17 protein-coding genes are annotated in these 16,950 nt (G+C 72.7%); 8 read left to right on the top strand and 9 right to left on the bottom strand.

Going from position 1 to position 16,950, the window contains the following annotated elements; all coding sequences use genetic code 11:
* Positions 1-2 precede the first annotated feature (2 nt).
* Positions 3-575 carry a PspA-associated protein PspAB gene (pspAB, locus tag BJ989_RS13250; protein ID WP_179518595.1) on the top strand — a complete coding sequence of 191 codons (573 nt, stop codon included), beginning with the start codon at positions 3-5 and terminating at the stop codon, positions 573-575.
* A complete protein-coding gene (locus tag BJ989_RS18825) occupies positions 572-1,885 on the top strand; it encodes an ATP-binding protein (protein WP_179518594.1) in 1,314 nt (437 codons plus the stop codon). Before pspAB ends, BJ989_RS18825 begins: the two co-directional genes overlap by 4 nt.
* Before the next feature lie 10 nt (positions 1,886-1,895).
* On the opposite strand, the gene nadA is transcribed toward BJ989_RS18825, so the two are convergent.
* Both nadA and BJ989_RS13235 read right to left on the bottom strand, forming a co-directional pair.
* On the bottom strand, positions 1,896-3,071 hold the full coding sequence (nadA, locus tag BJ989_RS13240) for a quinolinate synthase NadA (protein WP_179518593.1): 1,176 nt from the start codon (positions 3,069-3,071) through the stop codon (positions 1,896-1,898).
* 22 nt (positions 3,072-3,093) lie between these two features.
* Positions 3,094-3,984: a GNAT family N-acetyltransferase gene (locus BJ989_RS13235; protein ID WP_179518592.1), complete on the bottom strand. Its 891-nt coding sequence runs from the start codon at positions 3,982-3,984 to the stop codon at positions 3,094-3,096.
* A gap of 73 nt (positions 3,985-4,057) precedes the next feature.
* Between BJ989_RS13235 and BJ989_RS13230 the strand changes: the two genes are divergently transcribed.
* Together BJ989_RS13230 and erpA are read left to right on the top strand one after the other, a co-directional pair.
* On the top strand, positions 4,058-5,161 hold the full coding sequence (locus BJ989_RS13230; RefSeq protein ID WP_179518591.1) for a glycerate kinase: 1,104 nt from the start codon (positions 4,058-4,060) through the stop codon (positions 5,159-5,161).
* A gap of 121 nt (positions 5,162-5,282) precedes the next feature.
* On the top strand, positions 5,283-5,645 hold the full coding sequence (erpA, locus tag BJ989_RS13225; protein WP_179518590.1) for an iron-sulfur cluster insertion protein ErpA: 363 nt from the start codon (positions 5,283-5,285) through the stop codon (positions 5,643-5,645).
* 122 nt (positions 5,646-5,767) lie between these two features.
* Here the strand turns inward: erpA and BJ989_RS13220 are convergent, their stop codons facing one another.
* Positions 5,768-6,025: a hypothetical protein gene (locus tag BJ989_RS13220; protein ID WP_179518589.1), complete on the bottom strand. Its 258-nt coding sequence runs from the start codon at positions 6,023-6,025 to the stop codon at positions 5,768-5,770.
* Positions 6,026-6,076: 51 nt separating this feature from the next.
* Here BJ989_RS13220 and BJ989_RS13215 point away from each other — a divergent pair, with 51 nt between their 5' ends.
* On the top strand, positions 6,077-7,057 hold the full coding sequence (locus tag BJ989_RS13215) for a carbohydrate kinase family protein (protein ID WP_179518588.1): 981 nt from the start codon (positions 6,077-6,079) through the stop codon (positions 7,055-7,057).
* Here BJ989_RS13215 and BJ989_RS18820 read toward each other — a convergent pair.
* Positions 7,050-7,292: a sulfurtransferase TusA family protein gene (locus BJ989_RS18820; RefSeq protein WP_179518587.1), complete on the bottom strand. Its 243-nt coding sequence runs from the start codon at positions 7,290-7,292 to the stop codon at positions 7,050-7,052. The two genes, BJ989_RS13215 and BJ989_RS18820, sit on opposite strands and share 8 nt — an antisense overlap.
* Complete coding sequence (locus BJ989_RS13205; protein ID WP_179518586.1) at positions 7,289-8,446, bottom strand: aminotransferase class V-fold PLP-dependent enzyme; 1,158 nt, start codon at positions 8,444-8,446, stop codon at positions 7,289-7,291. The genes BJ989_RS18820 and BJ989_RS13205 overlap by 4 nt, the downstream gene beginning before the upstream one ends.
* Before the next feature lie 107 nt (positions 8,447-8,553).
* On the opposite strand from BJ989_RS13205, the gene ctaC reads away from it, so the two are divergent.
* The 3 genes from ctaC to BJ989_RS13190 are packed head-to-tail and all read left to right on the top strand — an operon-like array spanning position 8,554 to position 11,689.
* Complete coding sequence (gene ctaC, locus BJ989_RS13200; RefSeq protein WP_343049360.1) at positions 8,554-9,516, top strand: aa3-type cytochrome oxidase subunit II; 963 nt, start codon at positions 8,554-8,556, stop codon at positions 9,514-9,516.
* Entirely contained in the window at positions 9,513-11,294 is a 1,782-nt protein-coding gene (ctaD, locus tag BJ989_RS13195; protein WP_425489998.1) for an aa3-type cytochrome oxidase subunit I, read from the top strand. Before ctaC ends, ctaD begins: the two co-directional genes overlap by 4 nt.
* Complete coding sequence (locus BJ989_RS13190) at positions 11,291-11,689, top strand: cytochrome c oxidase subunit 4 (RefSeq protein WP_179518585.1); 399 nt, start codon at positions 11,291-11,293, stop codon at positions 11,687-11,689. The genes ctaD and BJ989_RS13190 overlap by 4 nt, the downstream gene beginning before the upstream one ends.
* A gap of 254 nt (positions 11,690-11,943) precedes the next feature.
* Here the strand turns inward: BJ989_RS13190 and BJ989_RS13185 are convergent, their stop codons facing one another.
* The 4 genes from BJ989_RS13185 to qcrC form a co-directional block, all read right to left on the bottom strand.
* Positions 11,944-12,909, bottom strand: coding sequence for a hypothetical protein (locus BJ989_RS13185; RefSeq protein WP_179518584.1), 966 nt, complete (start codon positions 12,907-12,909; stop codon positions 11,944-11,946).
* Between the two features lie 329 nt (positions 12,910-13,238).
* Positions 13,239-14,981: a cytochrome bc1 complex cytochrome b subunit gene (qcrB, locus tag BJ989_RS13180; protein WP_179518583.1), complete on the bottom strand. Its 1,743-nt coding sequence runs from the start codon at positions 14,979-14,981 to the stop codon at positions 13,239-13,241.
* Positions 14,982-14,983: 2 nt separating this feature from the next.
* The gene (gene qcrA, locus BJ989_RS13175) at positions 14,984-16,045 is read right to left on the bottom strand and encodes a cytochrome bc1 complex Rieske iron-sulfur subunit (protein WP_425489997.1); all 1,062 of its coding nucleotides are present in this window, start codon (positions 16,043-16,045) and stop codon (positions 14,984-14,986) included.
* A complete protein-coding gene (gene qcrC / locus BJ989_RS13170) occupies positions 16,042-16,914 on the bottom strand; it encodes a cytochrome bc1 complex diheme cytochrome c subunit (protein ID WP_343049359.1) in 873 nt (290 codons plus the stop codon). The genes qcrA and qcrC overlap by 4 nt, the downstream gene beginning before the upstream one ends.
* Positions 16,915-16,950 lie beyond the last annotated feature (36 nt).

Genomic DNA, 16,950 nt, shown 5'->3' with positions numbered 1-16,950 from the left:
CCGTGGGACTGTGGCAGTCGCTGCTGGGCCGCTCGACGCCCCGCCCCGCCCGCCTCGACGCGCTCTTCGCCGTGCCGACCGCCGCGCTGACGCTGGAGTCCACCCTCGGCCTGCACGCGACCGGCACCGCCTCGCTGTGCCTGCGCGCAGCCAGCGGGCCGGCCTTCGACCGCACGCGCGCCGACATCCTGGCCCTGCTCGACGCCGACCCGCGGATGCCCGCGGTGCAGGTCTCCCACGACCGCTTCGGCTTCACGTGGTTCACCCTCGCGCGCCCGGAAGCGGCCACCGGCGAGCTCTGCGCCGACCTGCACGTCGCCCACCTGCTGCTCGAGGAGCAGGGGTTCGCCACCGGGCTGCTCTGCTCGGTCGTCGCCTTCGACGACGGCAGCGGCCACCCGCTCGGTCTGGTCTACTTGTACAAGCAGGGCACCTTCTACCCTTTCTCGCCCACCGGGCCGCAGACCCGTGACACCCTGCGGGAGGTGCAGGTGGCCCAGGCCGTGGCCGGTGACCTGCCGGTGGAGGACGACCGCCAGCGCTGGCTGGCCTTGTGGGGGGCACCGGGACTGTGAGCACGACGGCGAGCACGACGGCGAGCACGACTGCGGGCACGACGACTGCGGGCACGACGACTGCGGCCACGGCGGGCACCGCGTCGGCGGGGGCCACCGAGGACGCACGGCGCGAGGCCGAGCTCTCGGCCTACGAGGCACTCACCCGCCAGCCGCGCCGTGAGCTGCGGGCGCTCACCGAGCTGGCCGCGGTGGTGACCCGCGTGCCGATGGCCACCATCAACCTCATCACCGCCACCGAGCAGCACCAGGTCGCCGCGCACGGCTTCGACGCGAGCATCTGCAGCCGCGAGGACTCGATGTGCGCGGCGATCCTGCACGAGACCGAGCCGGTGGTGCTGGTCGACGCCCGGCTCGACCCGCGCTTCGAGCACAACCCCTTCGTCACCGGCGAGCTCGGCGACGTGCGCTTCTACGCCGCGCACCAGCTCGTCACGCCCGAGGGCGTGGCGATCGGCACGCTGTGCGTCTTCGACACCGAGCCGCGCGTGCTCGACGACCACCAGCGGCTCTCGCTGCAGACGCTCGCCGACCGGATCGTCGACGTGCTCGAGCTCGACCGCCGCACCCGTCAGCTCACCGCCACCCTGGCGCGGATGCGGCGTGTGCAGCGCGAGCTGGAGCGGTCCAACGAGGAGCTCGCTGCCTTCGCCGGGCAGGTCAGCCACGACCTGCGCAACCCGCTCACGGCGGTCGGCATGGCGCTCGCGCTGCTGCGCGAGGAGCTCGAGGAGGCCGGGCCCGAGAACGACGCGGTCGGCCAGGCCAGCTGGCTGGCCACCCGCGCGCTCAGCGCCACCAACCGGATGCGCGAGCTGGTCGACGAGCTGCTCGACTACGCCCGCATCGGCGGCGACCTGCGCCGCACCGAGGTCGACCTCGGCGAGGTGGTGGCCGAGGTGCTCGCCGACCTCGAGGGGCCGCTGGCCCACGCCGAGGTGAGCGTCGGCGCGCTGCCGACCCTGCACGCCGACCGCACCCAGCTGCGCGCGCTGCTGCAGAACCTCGTGGCCAACGCCGCCAAGTTCGTCCCCGAGGGTGCGACCCCGGTCGTCGACGTGAGCGCGACCCGCCTCGACGGCCGCTGGCGGGTCGAGGTGGCCGACCGCGGCATCGGCGTGGCCGAGGCCGACGCCGAGCGGGTCTTCGAGCCCCTGACCCGGGTCGACACCCGGGTCGAGGGCTCGGGCATCGGCCTGGCCACCTGCAAGCGGGTGGTCAACGCGCACGGTGGCGAGATCGGTCTGCAGCCGCGCGACGGCGGCGGCACCGTCGTGTGGTTCGAGCTGCCGGACGGCTCCGCCGACTGAGGAGAGCGGCTCAGTCGCGGTGCGAGCGCCCCGGCAGGTCGAGCATCCGCTGCAGCGCGACCTTCGCCCAGTGCTCGGTGTCGGCGTCGACCTGGATGCGGTTCACCACCGTGCCGGCCACGAGCGACTCCAGCGCCCACACCAGGTGGGGCAGGTCGATGCGGTTCATCGTCGAGCAGTAGCAGACGGTCTTGTCGAGGAAGACGACGCGCTTGTCGGGGTGGGCGGCCGCGAGCCGCTTGACGAGGTTCAGCTCGGTGCCGATGGCCCAGGCCGTGCCGGGCTCCGCGGCCTCGACGGTCTTGATGATGAACTCGGTCGAGCCGACCAGGTCGGCCCGGGTGACCACGTCGTGGGTGCACTCGGGGTGCACCAGGACGGTGACGCCCGGCACCTCCTCGCGCACCCGGTCGACGACGTCGGCGGTGAAGCGGCCGTGCACCGAGCAGTGGCCCTTCCACAGCACCATCCTCGCGTCCCGCAGCTGCTCGACGGTGAGGCCGCCGCCCGGGAGGTGGGGGTTCCACACCACGCAGTCGTCGAGCGACATCCCCATCTTGAGCACGGCGGTGTTGCGCCCGAGGTGCTGGTCGGGCAGGAACAGCACCTTGGTGCCGGGGCCGCGCTGCTCGAAGGCCCACTCGAGTGCGACGTCGGCGTTGGAGGAGGTGCACACGGCGCCCCCGTTGCGCCCGCAGAAGGCCTTGATGTCGGCCGAGGAGTTCATGTAGGTCACCGGCACGACCTGCTCGGCGACGCCCGCGTCGACGAGCGCGTCCCAGGCGTCCTCGACCTGGGCGAGGCGCGCCATGTCGGCCATCGAGCAGCCGGCGGCGAGGTCGGGCAGCACGACCTGCTGCTGCGGCCCGGTGAGGATGTCGGCGCTCTCGGCCATGAAGTGCACGCCGCAGAACACGACGTACTCGGCGTCGGGGCGGGCGGCGGCGTCGCGGGCGAGCTTGAACGAGTCGCCGGTGACGTCGGCGAACTGGATGACCTCGTCGCGCTGGTAGTGGTGGCCGAGCACGAAGACCCGGTCGCCGAGCGCGGCCTTCGCGGCCCGGGCGCGGGCGACCAGGTCGGGGTCGGAGACCGCGGGCAGGTCGCCGGGGCACTCCACGCCGCGCTCGGAGAGCCGGTCGCTGCCGCGGCCCAGCGGGAGGAGCGGGAGGTCGACGGTCGTCATGGCGCCAGGATAGGCGGCGCGCTCACAGCAGCGAGCCGTGGTGGACGTACGGCGCCGGCGGGCGCAGGCCGCGCACGGCGAGGTAGCCCGCCGTGGCCACCGACAACCGCGCCTCGACGCCCACGTCGAGGGCCCACTGGTTGGCGGCCGTCACGTGCGGCACGCTCACCGCGACGTCGGGCGCCGACGCGGCCAGCGCCTCCCACACCAGGGCCCGAGCCGTACGCCGGTCGGTGGCGGCCAGCAGCCGCGGCGAGCCCGACGCGTCGACGTAGGCGTAGCCCTGCGCCGAGGGCCGGTCGACCACGAGCAGCCGCAGCTGGCGCGCGAGCAGCGCGTGGTCCACGCCGTGCGCGGCGTGGCGGGTACGGCGGTCGAGGGAGTCGAGGAGGTCGCGGTCGGCCTCGGTGCCGGGCCGCACGTGGCGCACGACCGGGAGCAGCGCCCGGTCGACGTGCCCGTGCAGCTCCATCTGCGGGTGCAGGTCGAAGCCGGCGAGCCGGTAGCGCCGCACCGCGGCGGGATCAGCGCTCGCCGAGAGCATCGCGCGCAGGCAGCCGCGGCCGTGCTGCGCCGCGGCCGCGAGCAGCTGGGTGCCGACGCCGCGACCCTGCGCGTCGGGACGCACCACGAAGGACGCCAGCACCCACAGCGTCTCGCGCCGCAGCGCCAGGGCGTAGCCGACCACCGTGCCGTCGCCGTGCTCGGCGACCCAGCACCCCTCCGGGTCGGTGCGCAGCAGGTGCCGTGCCCGCTCCGCCCACGGCTCGTTCTCCTCCGGGGTCCGCCGCGGCGGCAGCGGCCGGCCCCGCGGCAGGGTGCGCGCGTCGAGGGCGGCGAAGCCGGTCTCCTGCACCCGCTCGACCGCGGGCACGTCGTCCTCGCGGAGCGGGCGGATCCGGACGTCGGGCACGCCGCCGACCCTAGGGGAGGTCGCCGGCGGCCCTCGGGTGCCGGGCGCGCTGCCTGACGGGCAGGATGCAGGGGTGCGCGTCCTCGTGGCTCCCGACAAGTTCGCCGGCACCCTGACCGCGGTCGAGGCCGCCGAGGCGATCGCGGTGGGCTGGCGACGGCGGGCGCCGGCCGACGAGCTCGACCTGGCCCCGATGGCCGACGGCGGCCCCGGCTTCGTCGACGTGCTGCACGCCGGGCTGGGTGGTCAGCTGCTCGCCGCGGCGGTCACCGGCCCCGGCGGCGACGCCGGGGGAGCGCCGGCAGCGGTGCTCCTGGTCGACGGCACGGCCTACGTCGAGAGCGCCCAGGCGTGCGGGGTGCAGCTCACCGGGGGACGGGGGTCCGGTGCCCTCGCGGAGCGCGCGACGACGGTCGGGGTCGGGGAGCTCGTCGCGGCCGCCGTGGACGCCGGCGCCCGCCGCGTCGTGGTCGGGCTGGGCGGCAGCGGCACCACCGACGGCGGCGCCGGCCTGCTCGCGGCCCTCGGGGCTCGCGCCGACGTGCCCCTCGACCGGGGCCCCGCCGGCCTCGCCGGGGTCCGCACGGTCGACCTCGCCGCGGCCCGGGCGCGGGTCGCCGGCGTCGAGCTGGTCGTCGCCTCCGACGTCGACAGCCCGCTCACCGGGCTCTTCGGCGCGGCCAAGACCTTCGGCCCCCAGAAGGGACTGGCCGAGGAGCGGCTGCCGGTGGTCGACGGCTGGCTCGAGGAGCTCGCGCACGCGACCGACCGGCGCGCCTCGCTCGAGCCGGGGGCCGGTGCCGCGGGCGGCCTCGGCTTCGCGCTGCTGCTGCTCGGCGCCTCCCGTGTGCCCGGGGTCGCGCTGGTGGCCGACGCGGTCGGCCTGCCGCGCCGGGCGGCCGCGGCCGACCTCGTGGTCACCGGGGAGGGCGCCTTCGACTTCTCGAGCCGCTCGGGCAAGGTGCCCTACGGCGTGGCGGCCGTCGCCGCCGAGGCGCTGCGCCCCTGCGTGGCGCTCGCCGGGCAGGTGCTGGTCGGCTCACGCGAGATGCGCGCGCTCGGCGTGGAGTCGGCGTACTCGGTCTCCGAGCTCGTCGGCCAGGAGCGCTCGCTGGCGGAGCCGGCGGCGGCGCTGGCCGACCTCGCCGAGCGCGTGGCCCGCACCTGGTCGCGCTGAGGTCGCCGGCGCGGCCGGTGCCCCGGGGGTCCACCCCGTCGAGCGGCGGGGGAACAAACCCGCGTGTGCGAGACTTGGACCCAGCGAGACTTCTCCACCCTCCAGTGATTGGACCGATGTGATGACCGAGCAGGTCGAGACCACCGACGAGCGCCGGACCGACCAGATCAACCTCAGCCAGGTCGCCGCCGCGAAGGTCAAGAGCCTCCTCGAGCAGGAAGGCCGCGACGACCTCGCGCTCCGCATCTCCGTGCAGCCCGGTGGCTGCTCGGGTCTGCGTTACCAGCTGTTCTTCGACGAGCGCACGCTCGACGGCGACGTGACCACCGACTTCGACGGCGTCACCGTCGTGGTCGACCGCATGAGCGTGCCCTACCTCAACGGCGCGATGATCGACTTCGTGGACTCGATCGAGAAGCAGGGCTTCACGATCGACAACCCCAACGCCACCGGCTCCTGCGCCTGCGGCGACTCGTTCCACTGAGCGCCTGACGCCCGCCCGGGCGCACAGGGCGCTGCACACGACGCTGCACGACGAAGGCCCCCACCGCCGCGGTGGGGGCCTTCGTCGTGCGGAGGCCCGCCGAGCCCCGTCGGAGCGAGGGCTCAGCCGAGGCCGAGGTGGCGCGCCAGCCGCGCGGCGGCCTCGTCGACCCGCACGTCGCGCTTGGCGACCTCGCGGGGGTAGTCCTCGAAGCGGATGCTGGGGGCGGGGCGCACCGCGGCACGGGCGGCGTCGGCCAGCGCACGGGCACGCGGCAGGTGGGCCTGCGCCGAGCCCGCGTCGGCCCGCATCTGCGCCAGGCTGTCGAGGTCGTCGTAGGCGAGGTGGCTCGCGGGGTCGGGCTGCGCGGCAGGGCTCATGCAGCCGACGCTAGGCCTTACCTGCGGGTAGTCCTAGTAGGGTCGCCCACCATGTCCTTGCTGATCGCGGGCTCCATCGCCACCGACCACCTCATGACCTTCCAGGGGAAGTTCGCCGACTCGCTGGTCGTCGACCAGCTCGACAAGCTGTCGGTCTCGTTCCTCGTCGAGGACCTCGAGATCCGTCGCGGCGGCGTCGGCCCCAACATCGCCTTCGGCCTGGCGCGGCTCGGCCTGCGGCCCGTCCTCGTGGGGGCCGCCGGCGAGGACTTCGGCGACTACCGCTCCTGGCTGGAGCGGCACGGTGTCGACTGCGACCACGTGCGCATCTCCGAGTCCAAGCACACCGCCCGCTTCGTGTGCACCACCGACGAGACGATGGCGCAGTTCGCCTCGTTCTACCCCGGCGCGATGGCCGAGGCCCGGCTGATCGAGCTGGCCCCGATCGCGGCGCGCGTCGGCGAGCCCGAGCACGTCCTCGTCGGCCCCGACGACCCCGACGGGATGCGCCGCCACACCGCCGAGTGCCGCCAGCGGGGCTACCCGTTCATCGCCGACCCCGGCCAGCAGCTCGCGTTCGGCGACGGCGAGCTGATCCGCGACCTCGTCGACGGCGCCGCCATCCTGTTCTCCAACGAGTACGAGTCGCACCTGATCGAGCAGAAGACCGGCTGGAGCGCCGAGGAGGTCCTCGACCGCGTGGGCACGCAGGTCACCACGCTGGGCGCCGCCGGGGTCCGCGTGCGGCGGGCGGGCGAGCCCGACCTGGTGGTGGCCGCGGCGCGCGACGTCGCGGCCGTCGAGCCGACCGGAGTGGGCGACGCCTTCCGGGCGGGCTACCTCGGCGCGCTGTCGTGGGGGCTCGGTCTCGAGCGCGCGGCCCAGGTCGGCTGCGTGCTCGCCGCCTACGTCGTCGAGACGGTCGGGACGCAGGAGTACACCTTCACCAGCGACGGCTTCGCCGGACGCGTCGAGGCGTCGTACGGCGCGGAGGCGGCCGCCGAGGTCCGCCCCCACCTGCCCGTCAGCTGAGCCGGCGCACGAGGTAGCGCGGGGCCCCGTCGTCGGCGGCGTCCTCGCCGAGGAACTCCTGCCCGCGCATCCGGCACCAGGCGGGCACGTCGGTGCGTGCGGCGACGTCGGTCGCGACGACCGCCAGCACGCCGCCGACCGGCACCTCGGCGAGGTGGCGCGCCAGCTCGATCACCGGTCGGGGGCAGCGCAGGTCGCGGCAGTCGAGCTCGAGGTCGGGCGCGGGCGCGCTCACAGGCCGGTCTCGGCGCGGAGGTCCGCGACCACCCCGGGCAGCACCGCGAGGAAGCGGCGCACGTCCTCGGTCGTGGTCGTGCGGGTCAGCGAGAGCCGGACGTTGCCGTGCGTCAGCACGCCCATCGCCTCCAGGACGTGGCTGGGCCGGACGGCGGCCGACGTGCAGGCCGACCCGCTGGCGACCCCGAAGCCGTGGCGGTCGAGGGCGTGCACGAGGGCCTCGCCGTCGAGGTAGAGGCAGGAGAAGGTGACGAGGTGGGGGAGCCGGTCGTGCTCGGCCCCCACCACCTCGACGTCGGGCAGGGCGGCGGCCGCGCGCCGCACCTCGGCGACCAGGGCGTGCTGCCGCGCGGCGAGGTCGGCCGCCTCGGCGGTGAGCGCCTGCAGCGCGGCCGCCGCGGCCAGCGCGCCCGGCACGTCCTCGTGGCCCGAGACCCGCTCGTCGACCCGGTCGTCGACGGGGAAGGGCTGGCGCCAGCGGGTGCCGCGCCTGACCACGAGCACCCCGACGCCGGCCGGTCCGCCCCACTTGTGCGCGGACGCGGCGGCCACCGACCACCCGTCGGGCAGCGGCAGCCGGCCGGCGGAGGCGCACGCGTCGGCCACCACCGGCACGGGCTCGCCGACCGCGCGTGCCACGGCCTCGGCGACCTCGGCGACCGGCTGCAGCGTGCCGACCTCGTGGTTGGCCGTCTGCAGGGCCACCGCGGCCGGCGGGCGGGGGAGTCCGGCGAGCACGTCGGGCACGGCTGCGGGCTCGACGCGTCCCGTGCGGTCGACCGGGAGCACGAGCGTCGGCGCCTCGGCCCAGCGGGCGGCGTGGAGCACCGAGGAGTGCTCGACGGCGCCGTGCACGAGCGTGTCGCCGACGCGGGCGCGTCCGCGCAGCAGCCCGAGCACGCCGCGGTGGGTGGCGTCGGTGCCGGACGAGGTGAAGCTGACCTCGTCGGGACGCACGCCGAGGCAGCCGGCGACCACCTCGCGCGCGTTGTCGAGCAGCAGCCGCGCCTCCCGGGCCGCTCCGTGGAGGCGGCGCGGATCGGCGTACCCGCGCTCGAGGGCGGCCAGCAGCGTCTCGCGCGCCGCCGGGTGCAGCGGCTCGGAGGAGGCGGCGTCGAGGTAGGTGCGCGGCGGCGGGCCGGCGGCGCTCACGAGGACTTCCTCACACCGGGGAAACTACCGCTGACCCCGGCCGGGTCCGGCTGCGGGACTCGGCTAGTCTGGAGGGCGTCTTCCCGTCCTACGAGAGAGGCTCGTCCGTGGGTCTGCCAGTCCCCCCGCGTGCCGCGCGGTCCGCGAAGCGGGCCGCAGCCGGAGCGCTGCTGGTCTCCAGCCTTCTTCTGCTCAGCGGCTGCTCCGCCGACGACGTCGACCAGATCCAGCGTCTGGCGATGCCCGAGCCCGCGACGACGCAGGCTCCCGCGATCTACGACTTGTGGCGCTACGCCTGGCTCGCCGCGATCATCGTCGGCGTCATCGTGTGGGGCCTGATCGCCTGGGTGGTCCTGCGCTACCGCCGCCGCAGCGCCGACGAGGTGCCGGTGCAGACGCGCTACAACCTGCCGCTCGAGATCTTCTACACGGTCGCCCCGATCATGATGGTGATCGTCTTCTTCTACTGGACCGTCAACGTCCAGAACGAGGTGCTCGACGAGGTCGAGGACCCCGACCTCGTCGTCGAGGTGGTCGGCCAGCAGTGGTCGTGGACCTTCAACCACGGCGTGGGCGAGGGTGACGGGCCCCGCACCCCTGACGTGGGCGACGGCGAGTACCGCTACGACGACTACGTCTACGAGTCGGGCACCGCGGCGCAGATCCCGACCCTGGTGCTCCCGGTCGACCAGACCGTGCAGTTCAACCTGCACTCGCCCGACGTGATCCACGACTTCTGGGTCACCGGCTTCCTGATGAAGATGGACGTCATCCCGGGCCGCGTGAACCACTTCCAGGTGACGCCCGACCGGATCGGCACCTACGCCGGCAAGTGCGCGGAGCTCTGCGGCACCTACCACTCCCGGATGCTCTTCAACGTCGAGGTGGTCAGCCAGGCCGACTACGAGGCCTACCTCGACCAGCAGGCCGAGCGCGGCTTCACCTCCGACGGGCCGCTCCTCGGCGGTGCCGAGGCGCGCACCCAGGAAGGCCTCGAGGACGAGGGGACGTCCGAGGGGTCCAGCAACAGCGAGAACCTCAGCGGCGACGACGACGGGAGCGACGAGTGACCGCCACGGCCACCCCGGGCACCACCACGACCATCCCCGGGCGCAAGCCCCTCGGTGAGCAGGTCGTGCGGATGCTCACCACCACCGATCACAAGCTGATCGGCAAGATGTACCTCGTCACCTCGTTCGCGTGGTTCCTCATCGCGGGCCTGATGGCGCTGGTCATCCGCTCCGAGCTGGCCTTCCCGGGCACGCAGGTCGTCAACGACGAGCTCTACAACCAGCTGTTCACCATGCACGGCACGATCATGCTGCTGCTGTTCGCGACGCCGCTGTTCTTCGGCTTCTCCAACGTGATCATGCCGCTGCAGATCGGCTCGCCCGACGTCGCCTTCCCGCGGCTCAACATGTTCAGCTACTGGCTGTTCCTCTTCGGCGGCCTGATCGCGGCGTCCGGCTTCTTCACCCCGCAGGGCGCGGCCAGCTTCGGTTGGTTCGCCTACACCCCGCTGTCCGACGGCATCCGCTCGCCGGGCGTCGGCGGCGACCTGTGGATCATGGGTCTGTGGATGGCCGGCCTCGGCTCGATCCTCGGTGCGGTCAACTTCATCACCACGATCATCTGCATGCGCGCCCCGGGCATGACCATGTTCCGGATGCCCATCTTCGTGTGGAACACGCTGGTCACCTCGTTGCTGGTGCTCATCGCGTTCCCGATCCTGGCCGGCGCGCTGCTCTCGCTCGAGGCCGACCGCCTGCTCGGAGCCCACGTCTTCGACCCGGTCCACGGTGGCCCGATCCTGTGGCAGCACCTGTTCTGGTTCTTCGGGCACCCCGAGGTCTACATCATCGCGCTGCCGTTCTTCGGCATCGTGACCGAGATCCTCCCGGTCTTCAGCCGCAAGCCGATCTTCGGCTACGTCGGCCTCGTCGGCGCCACGCTCGGCATCGCGATCCTCTCGGTCGCGGTGTGGGCCCACCACATGTACGTCACCGGCGCGGTCGACCTGCCGTTCTTCTCCGGCATGACGTTCTTGATCGCCGTGCCGACCGGCGTGAAGTTCTTCAACTGGATCGGCACGATGTGGGGCGGGTCGGTGTCGATGGACACCCCCATGCTGTGGTCGGTCGGCTTCTTGACGACCTTCCTCTTCGGTGGCCTGACCGGCGTCATCCTGGCCTCGCCGCCGCTGGACTTCGCGGTCTCCGACTCCTACTTCGTGGTCGCGCACTTCCACTACGTCGTCTTCGGCACCGTGGTGTTCGCGATGTTCGCCGGCTTCTACTTCTGGTGGCCGAAGATGACCGGCCGCATGCTCGACGAGCGGCTCGGCAAGGTCCACTTCTGGCTGCTCTTCTTCGGCTTCCACCTGACCTTCCTGGTGCAGCACTGGCTGGGTGTCGAGGGGATGCCGCGTCGCTACGCCGACTACCTGCCCGACGACGGCTTCACGCTGCTCAACCAGATCTCGACCGTCGGTGCGTTCCTGCTGAGCCTGTCGATCCTGCCCTTCATCTACAACGTCTACGTCAGCCGCCAGGCGCCCCTGGTGGAGGTCGACGACCCGTGGGGCTGGGGTCGGTCGTTGGAGTGGGCCACCTCGTGCCCGCCGCCGCGCCACAACTTCGTCGAGATCCCGCGGATCCGCTCGGAGTCGCCGGCCTTCGACCTGCACCACCCCGAGATCGCCGCCCTCGAGCTCGAGCACAACCTGGCCGAGCGTGACGGTCGTCCGGCCGACGCGCCCGACGTGGAGGGCCGCGAGGAGATGCTGCGCGGTCGCACCGGCACCGCGACGACCGACCGCACCGACGGCACGGAGGACGAGACCCGATGAAGGCCGAGACCTGGATCTTCCTCATCACGACGATCTTCCTGGCGCTGGTCAGCCCGGCCTACTGGTTCATCACCGGTGACTGGACCGGCACCTCGGCGCTGGTGATGACCACGCTGCTGACGCTGATGGTCGCGATCTACCTCGGGTTCCACGCCTCGCGCATGGAGCCGCGTCCGGAGGACCGCAAGGACGGCGAGATCGCGGAGGGCGCCGGCGAGCTCGGCTTCTTCCCGCCCTACTCCTGGTGGCCGCTGTGGTGCGCCGCTGTGCTGGGCGTGATGGTCTTCGCGACCGCCTTCGGCGCCTGGTGGCTGTTCATCATGGGTGCGGCCGGCGGCGTGCTCACGCTGTCGGGCTGGATCTTCGAGTACTACCGCGGCGAGCACGCGCACTGACGCACGCAGCCGTCACCGACGACACCCCCGCGGAGCCAGCTCCCGGGGGTGTCGTCGTCTCCGGGTGCTCGCCGAGGGGTCGCGCGCTGCGCTGAGGTCGAGGGGTCGCGCGCTGCGCTGGCGTCGAGGGGTCGCGCGCTGGGCTGTGGCCGAGGGGTCGCGCGCTGGGCTGTGGCCGAGGGGTCGCGCGCTGGGCTGTGGCCGAGGGGTCACGCGCTGCGCTGACGCCGAGGGGTCGCGCGCTGGCACCCGCGTCACACCACGACCCGCCGTCGCCGGGCAGCATGCTCGGTCCAGGCGCGCAGCAGGCGGTAGTGGGCATCCTGGTCGCGGCCGTGCACGTGCTCGGCCCGGAACACCTCGAGGTGCCATCCGGCCCGCTTCGTGATGCACTGACGGCGTCGCGTGTCGTGTGCAGCCCGGTCGGGCCCGTGCCAGTCAGCACCGTCGTACTCCGCGCCGAAGCGGACGTCGGCGAGGCCGATGTCGAGGTAGTAGGTGTGACCGTCGGCGCACTGCACCAGGACCTGGCACTGAGGCCGCGGGAGACCGGCCTCGAGCCACCGCAGGCGGAGGGCGGACTCGCCTGGAGACTCAGCCCCAGGATCGACCAGGGGCGCGAGTCGACGGAGCTGTACGACGCCCCGCGCGCCGCGGATCCTCGCTGCGGCGTCGACGAGCTCCGCCACCGTGAACGCCTGCAGCCGCGCCAGCCCGTCCATGCCGGCGAGGGCGATGTCGGGTCGCTGGAGCCTCCCGAGATCCAGGGCGGTCCGGAGCGGGGTCGTCACGACCAGTCCTGCCACCGTGCAGAGCTCGTCCGCGGCGACGGTCCTGCGGCCGGACACGACGATGGGGTTGCGCAACCGGGTGGCGCTGGGGATGCGAAAGACGTCGAGCGGCGGGACCTCGAGGTGGTCCCCAGGGGCGAGTGCCATCGACGCCCCGTGCAGCCACGCGGCGGAGCGGTCCGTGACGAAGCTGCCGTCCGGGACGACGAGCCGCAGGGCAGCGGCTCGCAGCGCCAGCGAGTCGGCCACGTGCGTGCGGACGTAGACACCGATGAGCACCCGCTTGAGTCGGGCGGTGCGCACCAGGTCGCTCAGGTCCTCCGGCGCGAGGCCGAGCCGCAGTGCGTGGGTGGAGCTGAATGGCGCGGTGGTCGGACAGCGCTCAGCGAGCTGGTCGAGGTCGCGGGCCGTCCTGTGCACGTTGGTCATGACCCAGGTCTGCCACAGATCGGGCCGGCCGGCGATGTGTGTCGACCAGACCTGTGGACAGCCGCGGCTGGAGCAGCGCATGACCCTTCGGTGCGAGCCCAGCGCGCGACCCCTCGGCGTCAGCGCAGCGCGTGACCCCTCGGTGTGAGCGCAGCGCGCGACCCCTCGACGCGAGCCCAGCGCGTGACCCCTCGGTGTGAGCGCAGCGCGTGACCCCTCGGCGGGGGAGGGGCGCAGACGCCGACGGCGCGGCCCCCGTGAGGGGACCGCGCCGTCGGCGGGTGGTGCGGGACTCCTGAACGGGTCGGGAGCCGTGGCTCAGCGCCGTGTCAGTGCGGGGCGCGGAGCTGGTGGTCGGGACCGACCTCGGCCCGGCCGTCGAACTGGTGGCCGTCGGCGGGGTGGTCGAGGCCGGCCTCGAGCGCGTGCTCGTGCTCGGCGTGGTGGTGCGCCTCCTCGAGCTCGGTCGCGGTCGGCTTCTGCACGTTGTCGCCGTAGTAGGTGGCCGACAGCTTCTCGCGTGCCTTCGCCAGGGCCAGGCTGCGGCCCGAGAGGCGCTCGGCGTCACCGTTGAGGACGTAGACGCTGTCGCGGTCCCGCGCGGTGAGGGTGTAGGCCTTGGCCTCCGAGATCGGCAGGTGACGCTCGGTGTAGCCGCCCTGGGGCGAGCGCATGATGACGCCGGTCTCGTAGCCGTGCAGCAGCACCTCGTTGTCCTTGCGCTGCAGCGAGATGCACCAGCGGCGGGTGATCCAGAAGGCGATGACCGGACCGACGAACACCGCAGCACGCATGAAGTACGTGATCTGGTTGATGCTCAGGTCGAAGGTGATCGCGATGATGTCGTTGCCGCCCGCGGCCCACATCAGGCCGTAGAAGGTCATCAGCGCGACCATCACGGCCGTGCGGGTCGGGGCGTTGCGCGGGCGCTGCAGCAGGTGGTGCTCGCGCTTGTCACCGGTGATCCAGGACTCGACGAAGGGCAGCGCGATGAGGATCGCGATCGCCAGCGTCGGCAGCAGGATGATCGGGATGAACACGTTCCAGGAGATCGTGACGCCGAAGAGCTCGCTCTCCCAGCCCGGCATGATGCGCAGCGCGCCGTCGGGCCAGCCCATGTACCAGTCGGGCTGCGAGCCCGCGGTGACCTTCGAGGGGTCGTAGGGGCCGTACTTCCAGATCGGGTTGATCGTCATCACGCCGCCCATGAGGGCGATGACGCCGAAGACGACGAAGAAGAACCCGCCGGCCTTGGCGGCGTAGACCGGCAGCATCGGGAAGCCGACGACGTTCTGCTCGGTGCGGCCGGGGCCAGGCCACTGGGTGTGCTTGTGGTAGACGAGCAGCAGCATGTGCGCGGCGATCAGCGCGAGCAGCACACCCGGGATCAGCAGCACGTGGATCGTGTAGAGCCGCGGAATGATCGAGTCACCGGGGAACTCGCCGCCGAAGAGGAAGAACGAGCCGTAGGTGCCGATGACGGGGATCGACTTCACGAACCCGTCGGCGGCCCGGATGCCGGTGCCGGAGAGCAGGTCGTCGGGCAGGGAGTAGCCCGTGAATCCCTCGAGCGTGCCGAGCGTCAGCAGGAGCACGCCGATGACCCAGTTGAGCTCGCGCGGCTTGCGGTGGGCGCCGGTGAACCAGACGCGCATCAGGTGCACCAGCATGGCGGCGATGAAGATCATCGCGGCCCAGTGGTGCATCTGGCGCATCAGCAGGCCGCCGCGGACGTCGAAGGAGATGTTCAGCGTCGAGGCCATCGCCTCGGACATGTGGAGCCCGCGGAGCTGGTCATAGGAACCGAGGTAGGTCACCTCGGCCATGCTGGGGCGGTACCACAGCGTGAGGAAGACGCCGGTCAGCAGCAGGACCACGAAGCTCCACAGCGCGATCTCGCCGAGCATGAAGGACCAGTGGTCGGGGAAGACCTTGCGCAGGTTCTTCTTCGCCAGGCCGGCCAGGCCCAGGCGCTCGTCGGCCCAGGTGGCGGCACCGCCGACCCTGCTGGGCTTCTTCGCGGTCGCAGCCGTGGCGCCGTTGGTCTCGGCGACGCTGCTCGTCGTGCTCATGGTCAGCCACGCTCCCAGAAGCTCGGACCCACCGGTTCGGTGAAGTCACTCTGTGCGATCAGGTAGCCCTCGTCGTCGACCGCCAGCGGCAGCTGGGGCAGGGCGCGGGCTGCAGGTCCGAAGACCACTCTTGCACTGTCCGCCAAGTCGAAGGTCGACTGGTGGCAGGGGCACAGCAGGTGGTGGGTCTGCTGCTCGTACAGCGAGATCGGGCAGCCGACGTGCGTGCAGATCTTCGAGTAGCAGAGGATGCCGTCCACCGACCAGTTCTCGCGGCCCTCGCCCGGGGTGATCTCGTCGGGCTCCATGCGGACCAGCACGACCGAGGCCTTCGACTTCGCGACGTAGAGCTCGACGCCCTCGACGAGCGGCTCGCCCTCCTCGTCGACCTCGAAGATCGCCATCGGCTGACCGTTGATCAGGTCGCCGATCTCCATGTCGGAGACCTTGATCGGGGTGCCGAGCACGTCGCGCGCGACGCGCATGCCCTCGGACCAGATGGTGGAGTAGAGCGCGTCGCCGGGCGTGGGACCCAGGTCGCGCAGCGCGACGACGGCCGGCAGGCCGAGCATGCCGAGCGCGCCGATCATGGTGTTGCGGATCAGCGGGCGGCGGCCGATGCCGGACTCCTCGGCGCCGGCGGACAGCGCGGCGACCGTCGTGGCGACGTCCTCCTCGCTGGACTTGGCGGGGTGACGCATCTCGACCAGCTCGTGGTCGGCCATGAGCTTGCGGGCCCACTGAATGACGCCGACGCCGATCAGCAGCAGCGCGCCGCCCAGCGTGAGGCCCAGGCCGAGGTTGGAGGCACCCAGGCCGAGGAAGACGTCCTGGTTGTCGCCGATCTCGGCGGTGAAGTAGACGACCACGAAGAGCACCGAGCAGACCATCGCGCCGACGAACATCGCCGCGACCTGGCGCTCCGCACGCTTCGCCGCGCCGTCGTCGACGTCGGTGGGCCGCCAGGTGTGCGCCGGCAGCCCGGGGTTGCCGATCGGCTCCTCGGCCAGGTCGGAGCCGACCCCGGTGTGGGGGACGGAGGCGTCGTGCTTCTCGATGCTCACGCTTCCACCTTGTCCTTCTTGGTGCGGGCGGTGTGGGCGGCGATCCAGACGGCGAAGGCGACGAGGCCGCCCATGCCGACGATCCAGGCGAAGAGGCCCTCGGACACGGGACCCAGCGAGCCGAGGGTGAAGCCGCCGTAGGACGGGTCCTCCTCGAGCGACTGCAGGTAGGCGATCACGTCGCGCTTGTCCTCGGGCGGCAGGTTGCCGTTGGAGAAGACCGGCATCTGCGAGGGGCCGGTCAGCAGCGCCTCGTAGACGTACTTCGGCTCGACGCCGACGAGCTGCGGGGCCCACTTGCCGCGCGGCATCGCGCCACCGGCGCCGGTGAAGTTGTGGCACGCGGTGCAGTTGGTGAGGAACACCTGGCCGCCGTTGACGATGGCCTCCTCGCGCTCGGCGTCGGACAGGCCGTCGAGGGAGTACTCGGAGGGGTCGGGCACCGCGGGGCCGGGGCCGAGCGAGGCGACGTACGCCGCGAGGGCGTCGATCTCCTCCTGGTTGTAGGCGCGGGGCTTGTCGGGGCCCTGCACGGCCGGGTTGGCGAGCGGCATGCGGCCGGTGCCGACCTGGAAGTCGACGGCGGCGGCGCCGACGCCGACCAGCGACGGGCCGAGCTGGCTCTCCCCGTCGAGCGAGCGCACACCCTCGCCGTTCTGGCCGTGGCAGAAGGAGCAGCCGACCAGGAACAGCTCGCGGCCCTCGGCGACCAGCTCGGTCTCGGTGGCGGTGGACTCGGCCTGCGCAGGAGCGACGACGGCGTAGAGGCCACCCGTCATGAGCAGGCCCAGCAGCAGGACGGCGAGACCCGCGAGCGGGCCTCGACGGTGCCGCGACAGGCGACCGGCGGAGCGGTTCAGGAGACGCACGGTGTGATCCTCGGGTTCCTCAGGGGACGGGCGGTC

This window comes from Nocardioides perillae (assembly GCF_013409425.1).
Taxonomy (GTDB): Bacteria; Actinomycetota; Actinomycetes; order Propionibacteriales; family Nocardioidaceae; genus Nocardioides; species Nocardioides perillae.
Note: the sequence above shows the minus strand (reverse complement) of the source record. Positions and strands in the feature narration are given on the sequence as shown.